At 65.7% G+C, this 13,830-nt stretch carries 17 protein-coding genes; 6 read left to right on the top strand and 11 right to left on the bottom strand.

Features of this window, described 5'->3' with window-relative positions:
- Positions 1-56: 56 nt before the first annotated feature.
- Positions 57-815: an SDR family NAD(P)-dependent oxidoreductase gene (locus PSPA7_RS16460; RefSeq protein ID WP_012076156.1), complete on the top strand. Its 759-nt coding sequence runs from the start codon at positions 57-59 to the stop codon at positions 813-815.
- A 136-nt stretch (positions 816-951) separates the two neighbouring features.
- Here PSPA7_RS16460 and PSPA7_RS16455 read toward each other — a convergent pair whose 3' ends face one another.
- The 4 genes from PSPA7_RS16455 to PSPA7_RS16440 all read right to left on the bottom strand — a co-directional run bounded on the left by PSPA7_RS16455 (position 952) and on the right by PSPA7_RS16440 (position 4,157).
- Complete coding sequence (locus PSPA7_RS16455) at positions 952-1,719, bottom strand: SDR family oxidoreductase (protein WP_012076155.1); 768 nt, start codon at positions 1,717-1,719, stop codon at positions 952-954.
- 24 nt (positions 1,720-1,743) lie between these two features.
- On the bottom strand, positions 1,744-2,814 hold the full coding sequence (locus PSPA7_RS16450) for a phosphotransferase family protein (protein WP_012076154.1): 1,071 nt from the start codon (positions 2,812-2,814) through the stop codon (positions 1,744-1,746).
- 257 nt (positions 2,815-3,071) lie between these two features.
- Positions 3,072-3,386: an SCP2 sterol-binding domain-containing protein gene (locus PSPA7_RS16445; RefSeq protein WP_003087993.1), complete on the bottom strand. Its 315-nt coding sequence runs from the start codon at positions 3,384-3,386 to the stop codon at positions 3,072-3,074.
- 60 nt (positions 3,387-3,446) lie between these two features.
- A complete protein-coding gene (locus PSPA7_RS16440) occupies positions 3,447-4,157 on the bottom strand; it encodes a histidine phosphatase family protein (protein WP_012076153.1) in 711 nt (236 codons plus the stop codon).
- A gap of 233 nt (positions 4,158-4,390) precedes the next feature.
- On the opposite strand from PSPA7_RS16440, the gene sohB reads away from it, so the two are divergent.
- The gene (gene sohB, locus PSPA7_RS16435) at positions 4,391-5,416 is read left to right on the top strand and encodes a protease SohB (RefSeq protein ID WP_003156520.1); all 1,026 of its coding nucleotides are present in this window, start codon (positions 4,391-4,393) and stop codon (positions 5,414-5,416) included.
- Positions 5,417-5,474: 58 nt separating this feature from the next.
- Positions 5,475-6,467 (top strand): YhdH/YhfP family quinone oxidoreductase, encoded by a 993-nt coding sequence (locus PSPA7_RS16430; protein ID WP_012076151.1) that lies wholly within the window; start codon positions 5,475-5,477, stop codon positions 6,465-6,467.
- Here the strand turns inward: PSPA7_RS16430 and PSPA7_RS16425 are convergent.
- Together PSPA7_RS16425 and PSPA7_RS16420 are read right to left on the bottom strand one after the other, a co-directional pair.
- Positions 6,454-7,329 (bottom strand): alpha/beta hydrolase family protein, encoded by an 876-nt coding sequence (locus PSPA7_RS16425; RefSeq protein WP_003156518.1) that lies wholly within the window; start codon positions 7,327-7,329, stop codon positions 6,454-6,456. The two genes, PSPA7_RS16430 and PSPA7_RS16425, sit on opposite strands and share 14 nt — an antisense overlap.
- 93 nt (positions 7,330-7,422) lie before the next feature.
- Positions 7,423-7,863 carry a hotdog fold domain-containing protein gene (locus tag PSPA7_RS16420; RefSeq protein ID WP_003156517.1) on the bottom strand — a complete coding sequence of 147 codons (441 nt, stop codon included), beginning with the start codon at positions 7,861-7,863 and terminating at the stop codon, positions 7,423-7,425.
- 123 nt (positions 7,864-7,986) lie between these two features.
- Between PSPA7_RS16420 and PSPA7_RS16415 the strand changes: the two genes are divergently transcribed.
- Positions 7,987-8,568, top strand: coding sequence for a TetR/AcrR family transcriptional regulator (locus tag PSPA7_RS16415; RefSeq protein ID WP_012076149.1), 582 nt, complete (start codon positions 7,987-7,989; stop codon positions 8,566-8,568).
- Between the two features lie 64 nt (positions 8,569-8,632).
- Here the strand turns inward: PSPA7_RS16415 and PSPA7_RS16410 are convergent, their stop codons facing one another.
- From PSPA7_RS16410 to PSPA7_RS16390, 4 genes are all read right to left on the bottom strand, one after another.
- Entirely contained in the window at positions 8,633-9,130 is a 498-nt protein-coding gene (locus tag PSPA7_RS16410) for a DUF934 domain-containing protein (RefSeq protein WP_012076148.1), read from the bottom strand.
- A complete protein-coding gene (locus PSPA7_RS16405; protein WP_003154262.1) occupies positions 9,114-10,772 on the bottom strand; it encodes a nitrite/sulfite reductase in 1,659 nt (552 codons plus the stop codon). Before PSPA7_RS16405 ends, PSPA7_RS16410 begins: the two co-directional genes overlap by 17 nt.
- Before the next feature lie 411 nt (positions 10,773-11,183).
- Positions 11,184-11,411 (bottom strand): DUF2970 domain-containing protein, encoded by a 228-nt coding sequence (locus PSPA7_RS16395; protein WP_003154264.1) that lies wholly within the window; start codon positions 11,409-11,411, stop codon positions 11,184-11,186.
- A 64-nt stretch (positions 11,412-11,475) separates the two neighbouring features.
- Positions 11,476-12,516, bottom strand: coding sequence for an RNA methyltransferase (locus tag PSPA7_RS16390; RefSeq protein WP_012076146.1), 1,041 nt, complete (start codon positions 12,514-12,516; stop codon positions 11,476-11,478).
- Between the two features lie 97 nt (positions 12,517-12,613).
- Here PSPA7_RS16390 and PSPA7_RS16385 point away from each other — a divergent pair, with 97 nt between their 5' ends.
- Together PSPA7_RS16385 and PSPA7_RS16380 are read left to right on the top strand one after the other, a co-directional pair.
- The gene (locus PSPA7_RS16385) at positions 12,614-12,916 is read left to right on the top strand and encodes a DUF1883 domain-containing protein (RefSeq protein ID WP_003154266.1); all 303 of its coding nucleotides are present in this window, start codon (positions 12,614-12,616) and stop codon (positions 12,914-12,916) included.
- 13 nt (positions 12,917-12,929) lie between these two features.
- Entirely contained in the window at positions 12,930-13,427 is a 498-nt protein-coding gene (locus tag PSPA7_RS16380) for a prolyl-tRNA synthetase associated domain-containing protein (protein WP_023443100.1), read from the top strand.
- A 30-nt stretch (positions 13,428-13,457) separates the two neighbouring features.
- Here PSPA7_RS16380 and PSPA7_RS16375 read toward each other — a convergent pair whose 3' ends face one another.
- A complete protein-coding gene (locus tag PSPA7_RS16375; protein ID WP_003108731.1) occupies positions 13,458-13,820 on the bottom strand; it encodes a YggL 50S ribosome-binding family protein in 363 nt (120 codons plus the stop codon).
- Between the last annotated feature and the right edge of the window lie 10 nt (positions 13,821-13,830).

The raw sequence follows: 13,830 nt of genomic DNA, 5'->3' as shown, positions 1-13,830 counted from the left end.
CGTCCACTCGCTCTGGCCAGACGAGGCGACCCCATCTCCCACAGAGGAAGCCTGTCATGCATACCCATCCTTCTCCGCGTAGCGCGCTGGTCACCGGCGGCTCCTCGGGCATCGGCCTGGCCATCGCCCGACATCTCCAGCAACAAGGCTATCGGGTCGCCCTGGTGGCCCGCGACCGACGACGCCTGGAGGCTGTCTCCGCCGAGCTGGGCGGTGTGGCCTGGATGGCCGCCGATCTCGCCCGACGCGACGACGTCGAGGCGGTCGCCGCCTGGATCGGCGAGACCTTCGATACGCTCGACGTACTGGTGAACAATGCCGGCTTCACCCGGTTGGTCGCCGCCACCACGCCCCTGGCGGAAGCAGAGCGGGAGTGGGATGCATTGCTGGCCGGCAACCTGAAGAGCGCCTTTCTCATGTCGCTGGCGTTGTTGCCACGCTTTGCCGAGGAGGATGGACGGATCATCCACATCGGCTCGATCGCCGCCCAGGCCGGCAGCGGCAGTCCCGGCGCGCTGGGTTACGCGGCAGCCAAGGCCGGCCTGCACGGCTTCGGCCTGGCGCTGGCACGCGAACTCGGACCGCGCGGAATCACGGTGAACAGCGTGGCGCCGGGCTACATCGCCGATACCCGGTTCTTCCCCGGCGGTCTCGACCCGCAGCGGGTGGCCGCCATCGTCGGGGAAACCCCGCTGGGCCGGACCGGGCGAGTCGAGGACATCGCCGCGGCGGTGGCCTGGCTGGCCTCGCCCGAGGCTGGCTTCGTCACCGGAGCGGTGGTCTCGGTGAACGGTGGCTGGCGGGTCGGCAACTGAAGCGGAAGCGCCGGGTAACGCCTATGGCATCCGACTGCCCGAGAACGCAGCTGAATAGCCCGCACTCGTGCGAGGCACTGGCAATCCTGAATGAAAAGAGGGAGCCTTGGCTCCCTCTCGTGCGCTCGCCGTTCCGTCAGGAAAGGAAACCGCCGTCGACGTTCAGCGCCACGCCGGTGGTGTAGCTGGACGCCTCGCTGGCCAGGTAGAGCACGGCACCGGCCATTTCGCTCGGCTCGGCCACGCGCTTGAGCGGGATGCGCTGCAGGGCGAGGTTGCGGATCGCGTCGTTCTTCACCAGCGCCGAAGCGAACTTGGTGTCGGTCAACCCTGGCAGGAGGGCATTGCAGCGGATGCCGAACTGCGCGCATTCCTTGGCGAAGACCTTGGTCATGCTGATCACCGCGGCCTTGGTCACCGAGTAGATGCCCTGGAACTCGCCGGGCGATACGCCGTTGATCGAGGCCACGTTGATGATACTGCCGCCACCGTGCTCCTTCATCAGCTTGCCGCCCTCGATGGACATGAAGTAGTAGCCGCGGATGTTGACGTCGACGGTCTTCTGGAAGGCGCCCAGGTCGGTTTCCAGGACGTTGCAGAACTGCGGGTTGGTGGCGGCGTTGTTGACCAGGATGTCGAGGCGGCCGAACTGTTCGCGGATCTGCGCGAAGACGTTCTGGATCTGCTCCATCTCGCCGATGTGGCAGGCGATCGCGGTGGCCTTGCCGCCCTCCGCGGCGATCGCGTCGGCGACCGCCTGGCAGCCGTCGATCTTGCGGCTCGAAACGATCACGTGGGCGCCTTGCTGGGCCAGGAGCTTGGCGATGGCCTCGCCGATGCCGCGGCTGGCGCCGGAGACGAAGGCGATCTTGCCGTCGAGGTCGAACAGGTGGGTCTTGGACATGGGCTATCCCCTTGTAGTGGTCGGTTACAGGCGGGAGCGCTCGATGGCCTGCAGGCTCATCTGCTCCAGCAGCTTGTTCATCTGCACGAACTGGGCGAAACGCTTGTCCTGGGTCTGCCCGTGGTAGTAGCGGTAGTAGATCTGCTGGACGATCCCGGCGAGGCGGAACAGGCCGTAGGTGTAGTAGAAGTCGAGGTTGACGATCGGCGCGATGCCGGCACGCTCGGCGTAGTAGTCGGCGAACTCGCGGCGGGTCAGCATGCCCGGCAGGTGGCTGGGCTGGCGGCGGGTCATTTGCACCGGCGCCGGGTCGCCGGCTTCCACCCAGTAGGCGAGCGTGTTGCCGAGGTCCATCAACGGGTCGCCGAGGGTGGCCAGTTCCCAGTCGAGCACGCCGATGATCTGCATCGGGTTATCCGGGTCGAGGATGACGTTGTCGAAGCGGTAATCGTTGTGCACGATGCCCGGCTTGTGGTGGTCGGCCGGCTGCTTGTCCTTCAGCCACGCCTTGACCGGCTCCCAGAGCGGCGCGTCGGGGGTCAGGGCCTTCTCGTAGCGGTCGGTCCAGCCGGCGATCTGGCGCTGCACGTAGCCTTCCGGGCGACCCAGGTCGGCCAGCCCGCAGGCGGCATAGTCGACGTTGTGCAGCTCGACGAACTTGTCGATGAAGCTCTTGCACAGGCTGCGGGTCTGTTGTTCGTCGAGATTCAGCTCCGGCGGCAGTTCGGCGCGCAGGATGATGCCCTTGACCCGCTCCATGACGTAGAACTCGGCGCCGATCACCGACTCGTCGGTACAGTAGAGATAGGCTTTCGGGCAATAGGGGAAGCCGGCGTTCAACTGGTTCAGGATGCGGTATTCACGGCCCATGTCGTGGGCCGACTTGGCCTTGTGGCCGAATGGCGGGCGACGCAGGACGAACTCCTGGCGCGGGTATTCGATGAGGTAGGTGAGGTTGGAGGCGCCGCCGGGGAACTGGCTGATCTTCGGGGTGCCTTCGAGGCCGGGGATATGGGCTTTCAGGTACGGGTCGATGACGGCGGCGTCGAGTTCTTCGCCGGCGCGGATGCGGGTGGACTGGTCGGTCAGCGACATGGGGTTCCCTTCTCGTGGTGCCACGGCGGAGCCGCGGAAGCCGGTGCGCGCATCAGGCTGCGCAATGATGGTGACCGGCGATAATTGGCTAATCTAATGCCCTGTCCCGGGCCTCACAAGCCGCCGCCGGGCGTTATGGGCAAGCGTGTTGCCGCTCCATCACGGTGCCTGATCGTCGGCCTGGAGGAATGCCGGACGAAAAAAAACCGGAGCCGCGAGGGACTCCGGTCTTCCTTCTGGCATGACGCCGGAAACGATCAGACCGGGAACAGTTCGCCCAGCTTCATCGCCAGCATCATGTCGCCTTCGGCGCGCAGCTTGCCGGCCATGAAGGCCTGCATGCCGTCGGTCTCGCCGCTGGTGATGCCTTTCAGGGTCTCGCTGTCCATGATCAGGGTGACGTTGGGGTTCTCGGCGTCGCCCTGTACCACTTCGCAGGTACCGTCCTTGACGACCAGGTAGTGGTTGTCGCCGTCTTCGATGTTGAACTGGAACACCAGATCCAGGCCGGCGGCCGCGCTGGCGTTGAACTTGCTTTTCATGGTGGAGACGATGTCAGCAACGGTGGTCATGGGTTCTATTCCTTTCTTCTAGGGTTTTTTCGGCGACCGGAACGGTCGCGGTAGGCCGGCTCATCGATAGGTGATGAGGTCCGGCGCCTTCAACAGTTCCAGGTGCACGTGACTGTTGAAGGAAGCCAGTGACACTTCCTCGCCGCGGAACTTCAGGCGAGTCAGCGAGGTATTGACGATCTGCCAGTTCAGCTCGAAGGCCTTGAGCGGCGGAATGCCGACGATCAGCTGGAGCAGGGCGGTGATGGTGCCGCCGGAGGTGAACACGGCAACCCTGTCCTTGCCGCTGGCCTCGGCCAGCAGACGGCGAAGACCGTCATGGACCTTATCGAGGAATCCGGCCCAGCTTTCCAGCCCATCTTTCTCATGGTTGCCGGAAACCCAGCGCGCGATGATGGTGGAAAACAGGCGCTGGAACTCCGCCCGATGCTCGGCGGCATGGCGAAGGATATGCAGGGCCTCGGGTTGCTCCTCGAGCAGGTCCGGCAGGTGCGCGCGGATCACCGCGTCGGCTTGGAATTCGTCGAACGCCGGATCGACTTCCAGTTCCGCTGTCTGCAGGCCGCCGGCCCGCAGGCGCTCGAGGGCGGTGCGGGCGGTGTGCTGCTGGCGGCGCAGGCCGCCGCTGAGCACGCGGTCGAAACGGACGCCGAGGTTCAGCAGGTGGTCGCCGAGGATCTCCGCCTGGCGCACGCCGGTCGGCGACAACACGTCGTAGTCGTCGGCACCGAACGACGCCTGGCCATGTCGAATCAGGTAGATGCTGCCCACGGGCGGACCTCGGCGGGTGAAAGTTCCGCGAGGGTATGAGGATCACCGGGGGCTGTCAACGAAAAAACATACGCTTGTTTGAATGCCATTCGCTGCCTTTATCGGCCTGCCCGGGCGCGCCCTGCGAAGGTTCTTCCGGCAGCGGCATCGCTGGCCGCCCGTCGGTGGCCTGGGTATGCTTGCGCAATCGTGTCGCCCGCCGATGGGTGCGTCAACAGTAGAAAGGGGGTTGTGTGGAGTTCATTGCCGAATATGCGGGCTTTCTGGCCAGGACCGTGACCGTGCTGGCGGCGATCATCGTGGTGCTGGTGGTGATCGTCGCCCTGCGTGGTCGCGGACGGCGCGGCGCAGGCGGGCATCTCGACGTGCAGAAGCTCAACGACTTCTACAAGGACCTGCGCGAGCGCGTTCGCCACAGTGTCCTCGACAAGGCCAGCCTCAAGGCCCTGCACAAGGAGGAAAGCAAGGCGGCCAAGCAGGCGAAGAAACATCCTGAACAGAAATCGCGGGTCTACGTCCTCGACTTCGACGGCGACATCAAGGCCTCGGCCACCGAGCAACTGCGCCATGAGGTGACGGCGGTGCTGAGCATGGCCGGCAAGGACGACGAGGTGGTGCTGCGCCTGGAAAGCGGCGGCGGCATGGTCCATGGCTACGGCCTGGCGGCCTCGCAGCTGGCGCGCATCCGCCAGGCCGGGGTGCCGCTGACCGTCTGCGTCGACAAGGTGGCGGCCAGCGGCGGCTACATGATGGCCTGCATCGGCGAGCGGATCCTCTCCGCGCCCTTCGCCATCCTCGGCTCGATCGGCGTGGTGGCGCAGTTGCCCAACGTCCATCGCCTGCTGAAGAAGCACGACATTGACTTCGAGGTGCTTACCGCTGGCGAATACAAGCGTACGCTGACGGTATTCGGCGAGAATACCGAGAAGGGCCGGGAAAAATTCCAGGAAGACCTGGAAGTGACCCACGAACTGTTCAAGAACTTCGTTGCCCACTACCGGCCGCAACTGAACATGGACGAGATCGCCACCGGCGAGGTCTGGCTGGGCCAGGCCGCGCTCGGCAAGCTGCTGGTGGACGAACTCAAGACCAGCGACGAATACCTGGCCGAGCAGGCCCGGGAACGCGACGTCTACCAGGTGCGATTCGTCGAGCGCAAGAGCCTGCAGGAGCGTGTCGGCCTGGCCGCCAGCGTGGTCATCGATCGCGTGCTGGTGACCTGGTGGGGACGCCTCAACCAGCAGAAGTTCTGGCAGTAGGCCGGCGCCGGCAGGGACGAACAGGCTGTCTTAAGGGTTTTCACGAGAGGAGGTCGAAATGGCTGTATTCAAGGCGTTGTGGGTGACGGAAGCGCCCCACGGCGTTTACGAGACGCAGGTGGTCGAGCGCGATACCGGCGACCTGCCGGCGGGCGACGTACTGATCCGCGTGCAGTATTCCTCGCTGAACTACAAGGACGCGCTGTCCGCCAGCGGCAACCGTGGGGTGACCCGCAAATACCCGCATACCCCCGGCATCGATGCCGCCGGTGTGGTCGCCGAGTCCTCGGTGGCCGAGTTCGCTCCCGGCGACGAGGTGATCGTCACCGGCTACGACCTGGGCATGAACACCGCCGGTGGCTTCGGCCAGTACGTCCGGGTGCCGGCGGCCTGGGTGATCAAGCGCCCGCAGGGGCTGAGCCTGCGCGAGGCGATGATCCTCGGCACCGCCGGCCTGACCGCGGCGCTGTGCGTGGACAAGCTGGAGCGCAGTGGCCTGCGTCCTGATCACGGTTCGGTGCTGGTCACCGGCGCCAGCGGCGGGGTCGGCAGCATCGCCGTGGAGCTGCTGGCCAAGCTCGGCTACACCGTGGCCGCGGCCACCGGCAAGCTGGAACAGGCCGAGTTCCTCAACCGCCTGGGTGCCAAGCAGATCCTCGATCGCGCCACCGTCGCCGATGGCGTCGACAAGCCGTTGCTCAAGGAGCAGTGGGCCGGCGCGGTGGACACCGTGGGCGGCGACATCCTCTTCAACGTGGTCAAGTCGCTGCAGTACGGCGGCAGCGTCGCCTGCTGCGGACTCACCGCCGGCGCCGGCTTCAAGGCCTCGGTGCTACCGTTCATCCTGCGCGGGGTGAACCTGCTCGGGGTGGACTCGGTGGAGCTGCCCCTGGTGGTCAAGGCGTCCATGTGGGACAAGCTGTCCCTGCAGTGGAAGCTCGACAACCTCGAAGAGGTGGTGCGCGAGATCACCCTGGAGGAATTGCCGGGCGCGATCAACCAGATCCTTGCCGGCAAGCTGGTCGGCCGGGCGCTGGTCAACCTCGGCTGAGAGCGTTGCCGGAGCCCAGCTCCGGCAGCAGGTAGCCCGCCCACAGCGACTCGGCGAACTGCGCCCGGAAGAAGCCGAAGTGACCGATGTGGCGGGCGCCGATTTCTTCAGGTGCGATGCGCCAGGCGGTTTTCGGCGCTTCGCGGTAGAAGCCCAGCAGCGATTCGATGCTGCGTCGGGACATCATTTCGTCATCGGTGAATGACAGCGATACCATCGGCGTGCGTACGCTGGAGAAGGCCCGGCGGATGTCCTCGCCATCCGCCAGGGCGTACTGCGGGTGCAGGCACCAGCGCCGCCATTGTTCGATCACCCCGCGCGGCAGATCGCCGACCATGCCCAGGCGGCGGCCCGGGAAATAGCCGAGAAGGGGTGTCAGCAGGGGCGCGATGACATACCACAACAGCCAGACCCTGTTGCGCAGCGGGACGCTGTTTTCCTTCCAGTAGCCGCTGCCGCTGGCGATGCTGAAGATTCGCGCGATGCGTTCGCGCCCTTGGACGAAAGGCAGGATCTGCCCGCCCAGGCTATGGCCGATCCAGTACAGCGGCCTGTCCCCTATCTCGGCGAGCGCGGCGGCGAGCATGGCGCTGCAGTCGTGGCGAGCCCAGTCCAGCACGCTGACCTCCAGTCCGCGCAGCGGCCCGCTGCGCGACTGCCCCATGCCCAGGTAGTCGAAGGTCACGGCGAGATAGCCCCGCTCCGCCAGCCAGGCGGCAAATGCCGCGTAGAAGCGTTGCTCCACGCCCATCGCCGGCGCGATCAGTGCGCAGCCGCGCGGCGCTCCTTCGGGGCGGTACCAGTGGCTGGCCAGTATGTGGCCGTTGCCGTTGTCGATGGCTCGGTGTTGCGCTCGGCTCATGTGGCGCTCCGGTGTCTGTCCAGCACTACGAGGATAGGATCAGGCGAGTGCGCGCCTCCAGCCGGCCGAAAGCACGGCGGGAGGCGCGTGGCCTCAGGCCTGCTGGCTGACGTACATGGTGATCTCGGCGCGGAATACCGGCTGGTCGTCGACATAGGCGACCACCGGCACCACCAGGTTGCCGGTGGCGTTCCAGTCGACCTGGCTGCCGTCGGCCACCGCGCGCACGTCGCCAGTGGCCTTGGCCAGGTACTCGACGGTCATGCCGCGCGGAATCCAGCGGTGGCCGGCGGGGATCGAGGCGTCGGTCATGGTCCCGGCGGCAAGTTCGGCGGCATTGCACAGGGCGATGGCGTGCACCGTGCCGATATGGTTCAGCACCTCGCGGCGCTTGGGGAAGGTGACTTCGGCATAGCCGGGGCGCAGTTCGACGAACTGCGGGGCGATGCTGGCGAAATAGGGTGCGAACTGGCCGATCATGGCGCTGAACTGGGCCGGGCCGACCTGCCGGTACATCTGCATCATCTGACTCATGGGAAAACTCCGGGCGTTTCAGGATTGAAGATGTGTGCGCACCGGGGCAGTATACGAAGGCTAGAAATTTATTCTAGAAAAATATTCTAGTCAGCGTTCCGACGATTATCGACAAGGACCGACATGGGCCGTTCCTCCCGCAAAGACGAGATTCTCCAGGCCGCCTTGGCCTGCTTCAGCGAGCATGGCGTGGACGCCACGACCATCGAGATGATCCGCGATCGTTCCGGCGCGAGCATCGGCAGCCTCTATCACCATTTCGGCAACAAGGAACGCATCCATGGCGAGCTGTACCTGGCGGGGATCGGCCAGTACGCGGCGTTGCTCGAAGCCGGCTTCGCCAGGGCGAGCAGCGCCGAGGAAACGGTCAGGCTGCTGGTCACCAGCTACATCGACTGGGTGGTGGCGAATCCCGACTGGGCGCGTTTCATCCTGCACAGCCGCGGGCGGGTGGAGGCGGGGGAGCTGGGCGAGCGCCTGCGGGCCGACAACCAAGCGCACTTCGCACGGATCCATGCGGCGCTGGCGGGATATCGGGCCGAGGGCCTGTTCCGCGAGATGCCGGACGACTGCTTCGCCTCGGTGGTGATCGGCCCGGCCCACGATCTGGCCCGCCAGTGGCTGGCCGGACGGAGCCGGGTGGCGCTGGCTGACTGTCGCGAACTGCTGGCGCAGGTGGCCTGGGACAGCGTGCGGGCGGCCTGAGGCGTCCGTGGCGCCAGGAACGAAAAAGCCCCGCCGAAGCGGGGCTTTTTCTCATGGATTGGGCTCAGCCGCGCCGACGGAACAGCGGCAGCGGCTGTTCCACCGAGGTCTGGTAGACCTCGCTGAAGTCGTCCAGGCTGACCAGGGCGTCTTCCGGGCTGCGGTCGGCACGGATGGCGTAGGCGTCGAAGCCGCAGCGGCGCATGAAGAACAACTGGTCGCGCAGCACGTCGCCGATCGCGCGGATCTCGCCCTTGTAGCCGTAGCGCTCGCGCAGCAGGCGCGCGCTGCTGAAGCCACGGCCATCGGTGAAGACCGGGAAGTTCACCGCGACCACCTGGAACCTGTCGAGGTCGCCGGCGATGCTTTCCGGCTCCTCGTCCGCGTCCAGCCAGACCCCCAGGCCGCCGTCGCGGCCGCGCAGGGCCGGGCCGTGCTCGAGCCACAGGGCCAGCGGGATGATCACGTCGTCGCTGTTGGGCACGCTTTCCAGGGTCGCGTCCTTGGGCAGCACGTGCCAGCGGTCGTCGATCACCTGGCGGTCCTTAATGATTCGCTGCATATACGCGCTCCTTGAACGGGTCGATACCGATACGGCGGAAGGTGTCGATGAAGGGCTCTTCCTCGGTCCGGCGTTCCACGTAGACCTGGATGATCTTGTCGATCACGTCGGCCATCTGTTCCTGGGCGAAGGACGGGCCGAGGATCTGCCCGAGGCTGGCGTCGCGCGCCGAGCTGCCGCCGAGGGAGACCTGGTAGAACTCCGCGCCTTTCTTGTCGACCCCGAGGATGCCGATGTGGCCGACATGGTGGTGGCCGCAGGCGTTCATGCAGCCGGAGATGTTCAGGTCGATGTCGCCGATGTCGAACAGGTAGTCGAGGTTGTCGAAGCGACGCTGGATGGCCTCGGCGATCGGGATCGACTTGGCGTTGGCCAGGGAGCAGAAGTCGCCGCCCGGGCAGCAGATGATGTCGGTCAGCAGGCCGACGTTGGGTGTGGCGAAGCCCAGTTCGCGCAGTTCGCCCCAGAGGGTGAACAGCTCGCCCTGCTCGACGTCGGCAAGGATGATGTTCTGGTTGTGGCTGTTGCGCACCTCGCCGAAGCTGTAGCGGTCGGCGAGGTCGGCGATGGCGTCCAGCTGCTTGTCGGTGACGTCGCCCGGGGCCTGGCCGGTGGGTTTCAGCGAGAGGGTCACGGCGACGTAGCCGGCCTTCTTGTGGGCGAAGGTGTTGCGTGCACGCCAGCGGGCGAAGCCGGGATGCTCGGCATCGAGCCGGGCGAGGGATTCGTCGAGGTCGTCGAGGGCCTTGTAGGCGGGATCGACGAAGTGCGCGGCGACGCGCTGGACTTCGGCCTCGGTGAGGGTGCTCGGACCGTCCTTCAGGCTGGCCCATTCGGCCTCGACGCGCTCGGCGAAGACTTCCGGGGTCAGCGCCTTGACCAGGATCTTGATCCGCGCCTTGTACTTGTTGTCGCGCCGGCCATAGCGGTTATACACGCGCAGGATGGCATCCAGGTAGCCGAGCAGGTGCTGCCAGGGCAGGAACTCGTTGATGAAGCTGCCGACGATCGGGGTCCGGCCCAGGCCGCCGCCGACCGAGACGCGGAAGCCGAGCTCGCCGGCCTCGTTCTTCACCGCTTCCAGGCCGATGTCGTGCACCTCGATGGCGGCGCGGTCGCTCACAGCACCGTTCACCGCGATCTTGAACTTGCGCGGCAGGTGGGCGAACTCGGGATGGAAGGTCGACCACTGGCGAATGATCTCGCACCAGGGACGGGGGTCCACCAGCTCGTCGCGGGCGACGCCGGCGAACTGGTCGGTGGTGGTGTTGCGGATGCAGTTGCCGCTGGTCTGGATCGCGTGCATCTGCACGGTGGCCAGTTCGGCGAGGATTTCCGGCACGTCCTCCAGTTCCGGCCAGTTGAACTGCACGTTCTGCCGGGTGCTGATGTGGGCGTAGCCCTTGTCGTAGTCGCGGGCGATCTGCGCCAGCTTGCGCAGTTGCCGCGAGGAGAGCAGGCCATAGGGAACGGCGATGCGCAGCATCGGGGCATAGCGCTGGATATAGAGACCGTTCTGCAGGCGCAGCGGGCGGAACTCCTCACCGGTCAATTCACCCGCCAGGTAACGGCGGGTCTGGTCGCGGAACTGCTTGACGCGGTCCTCGACGATCCGTTGGTCGTACTCGTCGTATACGTACATGAATTTTCCTGCTGTCAGGCTATGCGGCTTACTGCGTTAACCAGCGCGCACGGCTACGCGCTCCACGCGGAGTGGGCGCACGATACCAGTTCGGGGTTATGCGTAAAAGTGATGTTTGAGTATATGGTAAGAACCAAAAAGCCTAAGGCGTCAGGCAAGCATAACTGCTTTGCAAGCGTGCCTTTCTTGAGCGATGGGCGGCGCTGGTCTTAACTGGAACATGCCTTTCGATGTCTTCGTCCCGGATACTCACAAGAAGCAGGGGGAGTCATGAGCGAGCCGAGCAAAACCCAGGAAAACCGCGATAGCGTGGTCGACGCGCGCGCGGCCTTCGTACTGATCCTGCTGGTGGTGGCCACCGCCGTCTTCTGGGTCAGCCACCAGTGATGCCCAGCCTTGGCGGCCGCCGGGTCAAAGGCCGCTGAGGCTCAGCACCAGCTTCACGATCCCCGCCAGCAGCAGCACGAACACCAGGGTGAACAGCAGGCCCAGCATGATGAAGTGGACGGGCTTGCCGTGGGTGAAGTCGCGGGCGCGGTTCCGCCCGCTCTGCACGCCGAAGGCGGCGGCCATCACGCTGTGCAGCATCTGCCAGAAGGTCGGTGGTTTCTGGTTCGGTTCTTCCGTCTCGATAGCCATCGGTGCTCCTCCCTTTTTGCGTTCCTGCCCTGAGAGTCTAGACCCTTGGCGGAAGGAGGGGGCCTCAGCCCCGGCGCACCCGGATGTGCCGTTGCGGCGCCGCGCCTTCGGCCCTGGCGCGCAACTGGCCGCAGCCACCGTCGATGTCCTGGCCGGCGGAATTGCGCACCTTGGTCAGCACGCCGCGGCTGTGCAGGTAGCGCACCAGCTCGACTATCCGCTCTCCGCGCGGGCGCCGGTAGGCGTCGCCGTCCATGCTGTTGTAGGGGATCAGGTTCATCACCGCGAAGCGGCCCTTGAGCAGGCGCAGGATGCCGTCCATTTCCTCGAGGCTGTCGTTGACGCCTTCGAGCAGGGTCCACTGGTACTGGATCGGATAGTCGACCTGGCGCGCGTAGGTTTCACCGGCCTCCACCAGTTCTTCGGGGCTCAGTGGCGGCGCCTTGGGCAGCAGCCGCCGGCGCAGTTCGGCATCGGTGCTGTGCAGGGAGAGGGCCAGCGCGGGTTTCACCCGCTGCCCGGGCAGGCGCTCGAATACACGGGGATCGCCGACGGTGGAGAACACCAGGTTCTTGTGGCCGATGCCGCCATCGGTGCCGAGCAGGTCGATGGCTTCGAGGACGTTGTCGAGATTGTGCGCCGGCTCGCCCATGCCCATGAACACCACTTTCTTCACCGCTCGCCGGCGCCGCGCCAGGACCACCTGGGCGACCATTTCCAGGCTGCCGACCTGGCGCAGCAGGCCGCTGCGGCCGGTCATGCAGAACACGCAGCCGACCGCGCAGCCAACCTGGGTCGAGACGCACAGGCCGCCGCGCGGCAGCAGCACGCTCTCCACCCTCTGCCGGTCGGCCAGCTCCACCAGCAGGCGCGACGAACCATCGCTGGCCGGGTGTTCGCTGTGCAGGCGGGCGATGCCTTCCAGTTCCTCGGCCACACGTGGGAGGCCCTGGCGTACGCTCAACGGCAGGAAGTCCTCGGCCCGTTGGCGGGCGGTACAGGCATCCAGGGCCCGGCCCTGCAGCCAGGCGCGGACGATCCTCCCGCAATGCAGGGGCTTGGCGCCGAGATCGGCGAGGCGCTGGTGGAGGTCTTGGCTACGCATGGGGCGCGCATCCTACCATTGCCCGTCATGAGGCGGTATGGCCGGCGCCGACGTGCTATCGTTGCGCTCCGCTCCACCGCAGCAACGGAACCGTTCCATGAAATTCGTCCACCAGCGCGAACACCTCAACGAAGACGACATCGTGGTCATCGAGTGCTCGCAGCAATGCAACATCCGTCTGATGAACGACGCCAATTTCCGCAGTTTCAAGAATGGCGGACGGCATAGCTACCATGGCGGTGCCTTCGACCGCTTCCCGGCGAAGATCAAGGTACCCAGCACCGGGTTCTGGAACATCACCATCGATACCGTGACCCGGCGCCCGATCAGTGTGACGCGCAAGCCGAACTTCAAGTGGTCGATCAGGTTCGTGCGCCGTTCCGGCTCGCAGTTCACCTGAGGGCGCGCGTCCCATGAGTGCAAAAATGGACGAGCAGGCGCTTCTGGCGTTGCTCCGCGAGCTGGCCATCGACAGCCAGCGGGTCGAGCATCCGGCGATCGCCTCCATCGAGGAATATTACGCGCAGGGCATCGAATTGCCCGACCAGGGCATCAAGAACCTGTTCCTGCGCAACCGCAAGGGCACTCGCCACTACCTGGTGCTGCTCGACGAGCGCAAGGAGGCCGACCTGCCGGGCATCGCCGAGCAGATCGACGAAAGCCGCCTGTCGTTCGCCTCGGTCGAGCGCCTGCGCGAATACCTCGGCGTCGAACTGGGCTGCGTGACGCCTTTCGCGCTGGTCAACGATCCGCAGCACAGGGTCGAGGTGTTGCTCGACGATGCCATTCGCCAGGACCAGTTGCTCGGTTTCCACCCATTGGTGAATACCGCCACCGAGTGCATTCGCTACGCAGACCTGCTGGCTTTCCTCGCCCACACGGGGCATGAACCGCGCCTGATCAGGGTGTAGGTTGCATCTTCGCGCCTGCCGGCGCCGGTTTCACTCGAAGAAGTTGTGCCAGCAGTCGCTCAACGGGCCGACCTCGAAGGTCTTGCACCAGGGTTGGGCTTCCAGCCACAGGCGGGCGCTTTCCCGGTCCGCCTCGTCCAGGCTGCCGACCCGCGCCAGGCACAGGTAGCCGCTGATCTCCGCCTGTTCCGGTGAGCCGCCACCGCCGAACACCCAGCCCTGGGCTTCGACGAAGTCGATCAGATGGTCCAGCGCATCGTCGTGGGAGAGGGCGCTGCGGTCGTAGGTCAGTTCGAAGCTGAAACCGAACTCCTGGAACTCGCCCAGGCGCAGCTTCTTGCGCAGGCGGCGCTTGCGCGGTTTTTCCATCTGTTCGGGAGTGAGGAATTTCATCGTCGCCTTC

This window comes from Pseudomonas paraeruginosa PA7 (assembly GCF_000017205.1).
Lineage (GTDB): Bacteria > Pseudomonadota > Gammaproteobacteria > Pseudomonadales > Pseudomonadaceae > Pseudomonas > Pseudomonas paraeruginosa.
The sequence above is the reverse complement of the archived record's forward strand: the minus strand, read 5'-3'. Positions and strand labels throughout refer to the sequence as shown.

Bases quoted from the DNA above. Each gene is read 5' to 3' on its own strand.
- PSPA7_RS16460 (WP_012076156.1), top strand. From the start codon at position 57: ATGCATACCCATCCTTCTCCGCGTAGCGCGCTGGTCACCGGCGGCTCC.
- PSPA7_RS16455 (WP_012076155.1), bottom strand. From the start codon at position 1,719: ATGTCCAAGACCCACCTGTTCGACCTCGACGGCAAGATCGCCTTCGTC.
- PSPA7_RS16450 (WP_012076154.1), bottom strand. From the start codon at position 2,814: ATGTCGCTGACCGACCAGTCCACCCGCATCCGCGCCGGCGAAGAACTC.
- PSPA7_RS16445 (WP_003087993.1), bottom strand. From the start codon at position 3,386: ATGACCACCGTTGCTGACATCGTCTCCACCATGAAAAGCAAGTTCAAC.
- PSPA7_RS16430 (WP_012076151.1), top strand. From the start codon at position 5,475: ATGGCTGTATTCAAGGCGTTGTGGGTGACGGAAGCGCCCCACGGCGTT.
- PSPA7_RS16425 (WP_003156518.1), bottom strand. From the start codon at position 7,329: ATGAGCCGAGCGCAACACCGAGCCATCGACAACGGCAACGGCCACATA.
- PSPA7_RS16420 (WP_003156517.1), bottom strand. From the start codon at position 7,863: ATGAGTCAGATGATGCAGATGTACCGGCAGGTCGGCCCGGCCCAGTTC.
- PSPA7_RS16415 (WP_012076149.1), top strand. From the start codon at position 7,987: ATGGGCCGTTCCTCCCGCAAAGACGAGATTCTCCAGGCCGCCTTGGCC.
- PSPA7_RS16410 (WP_012076148.1), bottom strand. From the start codon at position 9,130: ATGCAGCGAATCATTAAGGACCGCCAGGTGATCGACGACCGCTGGCAC.
- PSPA7_RS16405 (WP_003154262.1), bottom strand. From the start codon at position 10,772: ATGTACGTATACGACGAGTACGACCAACGGATCGTCGAGGACCGCGTC.
- PSPA7_RS16395 (WP_003154264.1), bottom strand. From the start codon at position 11,411: ATGGCTATCGAGACGGAAGAACCGAACCAGAAACCACCGACCTTCTGG.
- PSPA7_RS16390 (WP_012076146.1), bottom strand. From the start codon at position 12,516: ATGCGTAGCCAAGACCTCCACCAGCGCCTCGCCGATCTCGGCGCCAAG.
- PSPA7_RS16385 (WP_003154266.1), top strand. From the start codon at position 12,614: ATGAAATTCGTCCACCAGCGCGAACACCTCAACGAAGACGACATCGTG.
- PSPA7_RS16380 (WP_023443100.1), top strand. From the start codon at position 12,930: ATGAGTGCAAAAATGGACGAGCAGGCGCTTCTGGCGTTGCTCCGCGAG.
- PSPA7_RS16375 (WP_003108731.1), bottom strand. From the start codon at position 13,820: ATGAAATTCCTCACTCCCGAACAGATGGAAAAACCGCGCAAGCGCCGC.